The sequence below is a fragment of the Kitasatospora griseola genome, from assembly GCF_014648555.1.
Taxonomy (GTDB): Bacteria; Actinomycetota; Actinomycetes; order Streptomycetales; family Streptomycetaceae; genus Kitasatospora; species Kitasatospora griseola.
Map to the genome: position 1 here is coordinate 44,214 of NZ_BMRI01000038.1, position 8,893 is coordinate 53,106.

Genomic DNA, 8,893 nt, shown 5'->3' on the forward strand with positions numbered 1-8,893 from the left:
ACGTTGATCCAGTCGAGGCCGTCGGAGACGACCTCCCACAGGGTCTTCTTCGGGTCGATGTTGGAGCGGGTCTGGTCGACGTAGCTGATCTTGACGGTCTCGCCGACCTTGACCGTGCCGCTGTCCGGGGTCTCCAGGTCCTGGAGCATCTTGAACAGGGTGGTCTTGCCCGCGCCGTTCGGGCCGATGATGCCGACGATGCCGTTGCGCGGCAGGGTGAAGCTCAGGTCGTCGATCAGGACCTTCTCGCCGAAGGCCTTGTTGAGGTGGTCGACCTCGATGACGACGCTGCCCAGACGCGGGCCCGGCGGGATCTGGATCTCCTCGAAGTCCAGCTTCCGCATCTTGTCGGCCTCGGCCGCCATCTCCTCGTAACGGGCGAGGCGGGCCTTGGACTTGGCCTGGCGGCCCTTGGCGTTGGAGCGGACCCACTCCAGCTCTTCCTTGAGCCGCTTGGCGCGCTTGGCGTCCTTCTGGCCCTCGACCTTGAGACGGGTCTGCTTGGTCTCCAGGTAGGTGGAGTAGTTGCCCTCGTACGGGTAGGCGCGGCCGCGGTCGAGTTCGAGGATCCACTCGGCGACGTTGTCCAGGAAGTACCGGTCGTGGGTGACGGCGACGACGGTGCCGGGGTACTTCTCCAGGTGCTGCTCCAGCCAGTTCACCGACTCGGCGTCCAGGTGGTTGGTGGGCTCGTCGAGCAGCAGCAGGTCGGGCTGCTCCAGCAGCAGCTTGCACAGCGCCACGCGGCGCTTCTCGCCACCGGACAGCTTGGTGACCGGCCAGTCGCCGGGCGGGCAGCCCAGCGCGTCCATGGCCTGCTCCAGCTGGGCGTCCAGGTCCCAGGCGTTGGCGTGGTCCAGGTCCTCCTGGAGCTTGCCCATCTCCTCGAGCAGCGCGTCCGAGTAGTCGGTCGCCATCAGCTCGGCGATCTCGTTGAACCGGTCGAGCTTGCCCTTGGTCTCCTTGACGCCGTCCTGGACGTTCTCCAGCACGGTCTTCGTCTCGTCCAGCGGCGGCTCCTGCTGGAGCATGCCGACGGTGAAGCCCGGCGAGAGGAAGGCGTCGCCGTTGGAGGGCTGGTCCAGGCCGGCCATCATGCGCAGCACGGTGGACTTGCCGGCGCCGTTGGGGCCGACGACGCCGATCTTCGCCCCGGGGAGGAAGGAGAGCGTCACGTCGTCAAGGATGACCTTGTCGCCGTGTGCCTTGCGCACCTTGCGCATGGTGTAGATGTATTCCGCCACGTGAGATCGCTCCGGCGTCGTCGTCGAGTAATCGGCTTGCAGCCTTCCATTGTGCCGTAAGGCCGATGCCGCCCCGAACGCCCTTCGGGCCGGGCGGCGACCGGCCGGGCCGCAGGCTGCGGCGGCCCGGCACGCGAACGGCCCCGCCCCCACAGTGCGGGGGCGGGGCCGCCCCTCCCCGGCGGGCGGCCGGGGAGGGTCAGCGTGCGGGTCAGGCGCGGCTGTGGCGGCCGCGGCGGCGCAGGCCGTAGACCGCGGCGCCACCGGCGACGACCAGGACGCCGGCGATCGCGGCGGTGACGCCGGTGCCCATGCCGCCACCGGTGGAGGCCAGCTCAGGGCCGGTGGGGGTGGGCGACGGGGTCGGGGTGACCGGCGGCAGGGTGTTGCTGTCGGTCTTGCAGTTCAGCACGCCGCTGAAGGTCTGCGAGAAGCCACCGGGGCCGGTGACGGTGAAGTTGTAGGCGGTGTCCTCGGCGACCGGCAGGACGACGTCCTGGGTGGCGCCGGGCTTCACGGTGACGTTCTTGCCGCCGACGGTGAAGTTCCAGTCCCGGTCGCCCTTGTTGGAGACGGTGAGGACCAGCGCGCCCTGCGTGCAGTCGACCTTGCCGGTGGCGGTCGGGATCGGGCCGGCGGGCGCCCAGGCGACGGTGGCGAGGGCGTTGACCTTGACCTTGTTGCTGCCGGCCAGGATCAGCGTCTGGCTGTGCTTGCCGTTGTCGTCGCCGACGAACGCCCGGCCGAGCTTGACGGTGGCGGTGGCGTCCGCGGTGATGGTGGCGGTGCCCGCGTCCGCACCGGCCGGGACCTTCGCGAACAGCTGGTCGCCGTTCTTGGCGGTCTTCACCGGGGCGCCGCTCTTGTCGACCAGGCTGACGCCCGCGTCGGTGCCCTTCTTGTCCAGCGCGACGGTGACGTCGGCGGCGCCGCCGCCGGTGGTGACGGTGATCGGGCCGACCAGCTCGCCGCTCTTGCCCGCGACCGAGCCCGGGTTGAGCGCCAGCGAGGGCTTGGGCTCCTCGGCGCCGCCCTTGGCCTCGGCCTGGGCGATCAGCCACGCGATGAGCTTCTCGGTCTTCGGGTAGTCACCCGCCATCCGGACCGGGATGTTCGGGTCGGAGAAGTGCCAGATCGCGACCTGGGTGCCCGCGGCGGCGTCGCTCTTGGTCAGGCCGTCGATCCCGGACGACTTGGAGAGCGCGACCTCGTCGATGTTCGGGAACGAGTTCTCGAGTATCCACTGGATCTTCGGGCCGGCCTTGGCCTTGACCTTCTCCGGCTGCGAGAGCGAGGTGGAGGCCCAGTCGGTCTCGTGGTAGGTGGCGGTCTTGATCGTGTCGTTGAGCAGGTCGATGCAGTAGACGGCCAGGGTGGACTCGGTGCCGGTCACCCCGAGGGTGAGCTGCCCCGCGGTGACGGGCAGCCAGTGGCCCGGGCGGGTCTCGGACTCGGTCTTCTGCCCGTAGAGGACGTTGCCCTGCAGCTTCCCGGTCACGCCCGAGGACGGGCCGTCGGCGGCGGCGGCCGTGCCGGTGGCGAGCAGCCCCGACCCGACGACCAGCCCCGACGCGAGCATGACAGCGACGACGCGGGAGACAGCCCGCCTCTGCTTGTGGAACATGTGCGATCCCTCCGGGCGGCGACGTGCCAGTGGCAACCCGCCCCCTGCAAAGCGGCACCCCCTGTGGCGCCGCTGCACGTGTGTGGACCAGACGCATCCTATTGACGCGGCCCGAGCGCCTGGGGGCCGTAGCAAATCAGGACGATATCGTGGCTGTTTCGTTATCAAAGAGCAGGCTGTCAACGGGAGTTGATGAGTCGACATAAAGTCACGGGGCGGCCGCCGCGACAATCAGGATTGCACCGATCGGTGCCTCAGGTGCCCAGAATCCGTCAGTTCAGAACCTCCTCCGCCACATCCGAACCTTCCGGCCCCGCAGGCCCGCCGCCCCCACCGGCCGGGCCGCCCGCCGACCCACCCGCCGCGCCCGCCGCGGCCTCGGCCTCCCGGCGGGCCGCCACCGCCTTGACGATCCACTCCGGCACCGCCTCCTCCACCAGTCGCACCGCCCGCGACCCGCCCCGCGCCGGGCCGGTCGGCCAGTCGGCCGCCGAACTCCCCTGCACCGCCGCCGCCTTGGCCTCCACCGCGCGCTTGAAGAGGGAGGTGCCGCGAGTGAGGTCGTGACCCACCGCGCGGGCGTCGATCTCCACCTCGGTGCGCCGGCTGCCCTCCTCCCCCCACTCGCGCACCCGCAGCCGACCGCTCACCAGCACCGGGTCCCCCTTGCTGACCGAGCCGACCAGGTTGACCGCGAGCCGCCGCCAGGCCACCACCGTCACCCAGGTGGTCTCGCCGTCCGACCAGTCGCCGCGCTCCCGGTCGTAGCGCCGCTCGGTGGCGGCCAGCCGGAACGTGGCGACGGCCACCCCGCCGGCCGTCTCCCGGTACGTCACATTCGAGGCCGCATTGCCGACCATCGTCACCAGCACGCCGTCCATTTCCCTGTCTCCGTTCTCCGGCCGCCGCACCGGCCGGTCCGCTATTCGCCGACGGGATTTTCCGCCGCGGACAGATCCTCCACCTGCCGGTGAATTCGGACCGGCGACTTCCCTTCCCCTGTGGAAAACTCGGCCCTGTGGAAAACCGGGGTAACTCGCAGGAGTGAAATATCGGTAATTTCCTGTTCGGAATCGATCACGCGACGTGACGACCATGGGGCGTGTCCACGACAAAGAGGGCCGTGCACCTGCAGGACACCTGAACGCCACCGCCGAAACCCCGAACGAGTGGGCGTCAACTCGCCCCGTCCATGTCATCCACCTGAACGAACCCCAAAACATGCCCCCACCCGCGGGCCCGCCCGGGGGATTGCCGCGCCGAATGCATAACGGGTGGGGCGGCAGCCCCGTAACGACTGCACAACGTCCGGCTCCGGGACGCCGCAGAACGCTGCGCACCAGAGCACTACCTGCGATTATCGGACCGCCCCGTGGAGGCCGACACACCCCGGTCCGGTCTTCGAAGTCCAGGTGGCAGAACTGAACACCCGTATCCTGTCCCGGAACATCCCGTCCCGGTGCCCAGGCCCGGCACGCGGGCCGACGTCACACCCGGCCCCCATAGCTCAGCGGATAGAGCACCCGCCTTCTAAGCGGTAGGTCGCAGGTTCGAATCCTGCTGGGGGCACACCAGGCTCCGACCCGGCACCCGCCGAGGAGCCCCACCCCCGCCCCGGTCAGCTTCCGACCGGGTCCGGCCGCTCCCCCGTCACCAGGGCGGCCAGGAAGCCGTCCAGCAGGGCGCGTTGACGCTCCGGCGGGAATTCGGCGGGCGCGAACAAGGCCTGCACCACCAGTCCGAGCGCGAAGGACTGCGCCAGCGCGGCGAGGTCCGCGGCCGGCCGGTCGGCGGGGAGCTCCCCCCGTTCCTGGGCCTCGGCGCACAGCTCGGTCATCCGCCGCCGCGCCCGGCGGTAGCGCTCGGCGTGTTCGGCGGTCAGCCCGGGGTCGGTGAGCGCCGCGTCCCAGGAGCCGACCCAGATCCGGTTGCCGGCCGCGCCCGCGCCGTCCAGCGGCAGGATGTCCAGCAGGGCGGCGCGCAGCACGGCCAGGCCGCGCGCGGTGGCGGCCTCCTCGGTGGCGGGGCGGCGGCGTTCGGCGGCCTGCCGGTCGAGGACGTCCAGCGCGTGGGCGACCAGCGCCCGCTTGTTCGGGAAGTAGTGGGTGAGCAGCCCGGTGGAGGCGCCGAGTTCGGCGGCCACCGCGCGCAGGGTGAGTCCGCCGAAGCCGCGGGCGGCGAGCACCCGCCAGACCGCCTCGGAGACGTCCCGGCGGCGTGCTTCGTGGTCTCCGCGGGCGGGTGGTGTCATGCGCGCTAGGGTACCTACCAAACGTTTGTTATGTATGTCGGACCGCCGGAGGGGCTGCCCATGTACACCGTCGCACTGGCCGAGGACGCCGAGCTGCGCCCGCTGGAGCCCTGGCAGGCCGAGGAGTTCCTGGCGCACATCGATCGCGCCCGGGCCACCGTCGACCCGTTCATCCCGTGGGCGACCTTCAGCACCGACCTGGAGTCGGCCCGCGCGACCCTGCAGCGCTACGCCGACCGGCAGAGCAGCGACTCCGGCCGGATCTACGGGATCTGGCTCGGCGGCGCCCTGGTCGGCGGGGTGATGTTCGTCCGCTTCGAGACCGGGACCGGGGTGTGCGAGATCGGGGCGTGGACGGAGCCGGCCGGTCGTGGCCGCGGCCTGGTCACCGCCGCGGTCCGGCGCCTGCTGGACTACGCGTTCCTGGAGCGCGGCCTGCACCGCGCCGAGTGGTGGAACTCCACGGTGAACCCGGCCAGCCGCGCGGTCGCCCAGCGCCTCGGCATGACGCTGGACGGGACGATGCGCCAGTCCACCGAGCACCTCGGCGAGCGCCTCGACCTGGAGGTCTGGTCGATGCTGGCCCCGGAGTGGCGGGCGCAGGACGCCTCCGCTTGATCCTGATCACCTGGTGAACGCCCGGCGTGCTGTGGAAGGCTGACGACCCGTCCCCTTCTCCACCTTCCCGGAGGCCGTGATGTCCGCGCGCACCGTTCCGCTCGACCGCCCCGGCCCCGGGGACACCGAGCTGCCGACCGGCGTGGACGGCCTGCGCTGCTGGGTGGGCGCGGACCGGGTGGCGACGGTGCTGCTGGACCGGCCCGAGCGCCGCAACGCGGTGACCGGCGCCATGTGGCGGGCGCTGCCGGGCCTGCTGGCCGAGCTCGGCGCGCGCGCCGACGTCCGGGCGCTGCTGCTGACCGGCGCGGCGGGAACCTTCTCGGCGGGCGCGGACATCGCCGAACTCGCCGACGTGTACGCCGATCCGGCCGCCGCGGACGCCTACCACGCGCTGAACGTGGCGGCCGAGGAGGCGCTGGCGGCGTTCCCCCGGCCGACCCTGGCGGTGATCCACGGCGCCTGTGTGGGCGGCGGCTGCCAGCTGGCGGTCGCCTGCGACCTGCGGTTCGCCGCCGAGGACGCCCGCCTCGGCATCACCCCGGCCAAGCTGGGCGTGGTGTACCCGGCGGTGCCGACGCTCCGCCTGGCCGCCCTGGTCGGCCCGGCCCGCGCCAAGTACCTGCTGTTCTCCGGCGCCCTCGTCCCGGCCGCCCGCGCGGAACTCCTCGGCCTGCTCGACGAAGTCCTCCCACCCGCCGAACTGGACGCCCGCGCCCGCGAGTTCGCCCGCCTGCTGACCCACCGCTCGCCCCAGACCATCGGCGCGGCCAAAGCCGCCCTGGCCGCCGCCCCGGAGACCGCCGCAGCCGCGCTGGAGCCCTGGGAACGCGCCTCCCGCACCGCACCGGACGTCCACGAGGGCCTGGCGGCGTTCCTGGAACGACGCGAGCCGGAGTTCTGAGCGACTGGTGGGGGTTGCCGCCGCCGGGCCGGCCTTCTGGTCCGCCCGCTGACCGGCGGGCGGCGGGTCGTCAGCGGATCGGGGCGCCGGAGATGGCTCGGGCGATGACCAGGCGCTGGATTTCGCTGGTGCCCTCGAAGACGGTGTAGATGGCGCTGTCGCGGTGCATGCGCTCGACCGGGTACTCGCGGGTGAAGCCGTTTCCGCCGAGGATCTGCATGGCCTGGGCGGTGACGAACTTGGCGGTCTCGCCGGCGTACAGCTTGGACATCGAGCCTTCGGCGTTGGTGAAGGGCCGGTTGTTGACGGCCATCCAGGAGGCGCGCCAGACCAGCAGGCGGGCGGCGTCGATCCGGGTCTTCATGTCGGCCAGCTGGAAGGCGACGCCCTGGTTCTCGATGATCGGCCTGCCGAACTGGACCCGGGTCTTCGCGTAGTCGAGCGCGACCTCGTACGCGGCCCGGGCGATCCCGATGGCCTGCGCGCCGACGGCCGGGCGGGAGGCCTCGAAGGTGGCCATCGCGGCGTTCTTGCCGCCGCCCTTGGCGCCCTCGCGGGCACGGGCGAGGCGGGCGTCCAGCTTCTCCTTGCCGCCGAGCAGGCAGTGGCCGGGGATCCGGACGTCGTCGAGGACGACCTCGGCGGTGTGCGAGGCGCGGATGCCGTGCTTCTTGAACTTCTGGCCCTGGCTCAGGCCCTTGGCGCCGGGCGGGATCAGGAAGGACGCCTGGCCGCGCGCGCCGAGCTCGGGGTCGACGGTGGCGACCACCACGTGGACGTGCGCGATGCCGCCGTTGGTGGCCCAGGTCTTGGTGCCGTTGATCACCCACTCGTCCTTGGCCCCGTCGTGGACGGCCCGGGTGCGCAGCGCGGAGACGTCGGAGCCGGCGTCGGGCTCGGAGGAGCAGAACGCGGCGACCTTGACGTCGTCGGGGGTGCCGAACATCTGCGGCGCCCAGGTGCCGATCTGCTCGTCGGTGCCGTTGGCGAGCACCGCGACGGCGGCCAGGGTGGTGCCGGTGATGGCCAGGCCGATGCCGGCGTCGCCCCAGAACAGTTCCTCCATGGCGATCGGGATGCCGACGCCGGACGGGTCGAAGAACTGCTGGGCGTAGAAGTCGAGCGAGTAGATGCCGATCTTCGCGGCCTCCTGGATGATCGGCCAGGGCGTCTCCTCGCGCTCGTCCCACTCGGCCGCGGCCGGGCGGATGACGTCGGCGGCGAAGCCGTGCAGCCAGTCGCGGACGGCGATCTGGTCCGGCCCCGGGTCGAGCGAGAAGGTGGTCATGGTCGGCCTCCAGGAGACGGGGGTTGCGGGTCGGAGTGTCCGCGCCACTGCGCTGTTACCTCCGGTAACATGGCGGCGAGTCTGCTACCGATAGGTAACCGGTGTCAACGCCCGTTCAGGCCCCACCCGCACGAGGAGCAGCGCATGACCTCCGAACCCCGCCGCGAACAACTGCTCAACGCCGCCGACCGGGTCGTCCAGCGCGAGGGCCCGGGCGCCAGCATGAACGCCATCGCCGCCGAGGCGGGCATCACCAAGCCCATCCTGTACCGGCACTTCGGCGACCGGAACGGCCTGATCGGCGCGTTGACGGCACGTCACACGGCCGGCCTGCTGGCCGCCGTCCGGGCCGCCCTGAACGAGCCGCTGGAGCGCCGCGACCGGGTCGAGCACGTGCTGGACGTCTACCTGGCCGCGATCGAGTCCCGCCCGCAGGTGTACCGGCTGCTCACCCACCCCGAACCCGGCGACCCCACCGGCGCGGGCAACGCGCTGGCGCCCGCGCTGCGGCAGATCGCCGAGGAGATCACCCGCGCCATCCAGCAGCAGATCGACCTCGGCCAGGACGGGCCGCTGCTCTCCGAGACCTGGGGCCGCTCGATCACCGGCATGGTGCTGGCGGCCGGCGACTGGTGGCTGGAGACCCGCCCCTGCCCGCGCGCCCGGATGGTGCAGGCGCTCGCCGACCTGCTGTGGGGCCGGCTGTCCGCCGCCGCCGACCTGCCGCCGATGCTCGCCGCCCCGGAGGCCTGACCGTCCATCAAACATGAGCATGTCTCACCTCTTGTGCGGCGGGAGCGGCTCCGGCAGGATCGGCGCACCCCACCCCTCACCCACCCCGCCGCGAGGTGCCCCGTGCGCGTCCGCCGCTCCGCCGCCGCCCTGCTGCTCTCCGCCGTCGCCGTCCTCGGCACCGTCTCGGCCGGCCCGCCCGCCGACCACGCCGACCGGTTCGACGCCCGCA

General features: G+C 72.1%; 8 protein-coding genes and 1 tRNA gene. 4 read left to right on the forward strand and 5 right to left on the reverse strand.

Translation table 11 applies throughout. The features are described 5' to 3' along the window. From ettA to IEZ12_RS31660, 3 genes are all read right to left on the reverse strand, one after another. Nucleotides 1–1,244: energy-dependent translational throttle protein EttA (gene ettA / locus IEZ12_RS31650; RefSeq protein WP_229848399.1), on the reverse strand; the 1,244-nt coding region annotated here is incomplete at its 3' end. A gap of 211 nt (nt 1,245–1,455) precedes the next feature. Beyond that, nucleotides 1,456–2,868 carry a Cys-Gln thioester bond-forming surface protein gene (locus IEZ12_RS31655; RefSeq protein WP_189276963.1) on the reverse strand — a complete coding sequence of 471 codons (1,413 nt, stop codon included), beginning with the start codon at nt 2,866–2,868 and terminating at the stop codon, nt 1,456–1,458. 272 nt (nt 2,869–3,140) lie between these two features. Further along, entirely contained in the window at nt 3,141–3,749 is a 609-nt protein-coding gene (locus IEZ12_RS31660; protein ID WP_189276965.1) for a single-stranded DNA-binding protein, read from the reverse strand. A gap of 615 nt (nt 3,750–4,364) precedes the next feature. Between IEZ12_RS31660 and IEZ12_RS31665 the strand changes: the two genes are divergently transcribed. Beyond that, a tRNA-Arg gene (locus IEZ12_RS31665) sits at nt 4,365–4,437 on the forward strand. 49 nt (nt 4,438–4,486) lie between these two features. Here the strand turns inward: IEZ12_RS31665 and IEZ12_RS31670 are convergent. Continuing rightward, entirely contained in the window at nt 4,487–5,119 is a 633-nt protein-coding gene (locus IEZ12_RS31670; protein WP_100590204.1) for a TetR/AcrR family transcriptional regulator, read from the reverse strand. A 60-nt stretch (nt 5,120–5,179) separates the two neighbouring features. On the opposite strand from IEZ12_RS31670, the gene IEZ12_RS31675 reads away from it, so the two are divergent. Both IEZ12_RS31675 and IEZ12_RS31680 read left to right on the forward strand, forming a co-directional pair. Further along, nucleotides 5,180–5,737, forward strand: a complete 558-nt coding sequence (locus IEZ12_RS31675; RefSeq protein WP_189276967.1) for a GNAT family N-acetyltransferase — start codon at nt 5,180–5,182, stop codon at nt 5,735–5,737. Between the two features lie 79 nt (nt 5,738–5,816). Next, the gene (locus IEZ12_RS31680) at nt 5,817–6,641 is read left to right on the forward strand and encodes an enoyl-CoA hydratase/isomerase family protein (RefSeq protein WP_189276969.1); all 825 of its coding nucleotides are present in this window, start codon (nt 5,817–5,819) and stop codon (nt 6,639–6,641) included. 70 nt (nt 6,642–6,711) lie between these two features. On the opposite strand, the gene IEZ12_RS31685 is transcribed toward IEZ12_RS31680, so the two are convergent. Next, entirely contained in the window at nt 6,712–7,929 is a 1,218-nt protein-coding gene (locus IEZ12_RS31685; RefSeq protein WP_189276971.1) for an acyl-CoA dehydrogenase family protein, read from the reverse strand. A 144-nt stretch (nt 7,930–8,073) separates the two neighbouring features. Between IEZ12_RS31685 and IEZ12_RS31690 the strand changes: the two genes are divergently transcribed. Next, nucleotides 8,074–8,682, forward strand: a complete 609-nt coding sequence (locus tag IEZ12_RS31690) for a TetR/AcrR family transcriptional regulator (protein WP_043909921.1) — start codon at nt 8,074–8,076, stop codon at nt 8,680–8,682. Nucleotides 8,683–8,893: the final 211 nt, after the last annotated feature.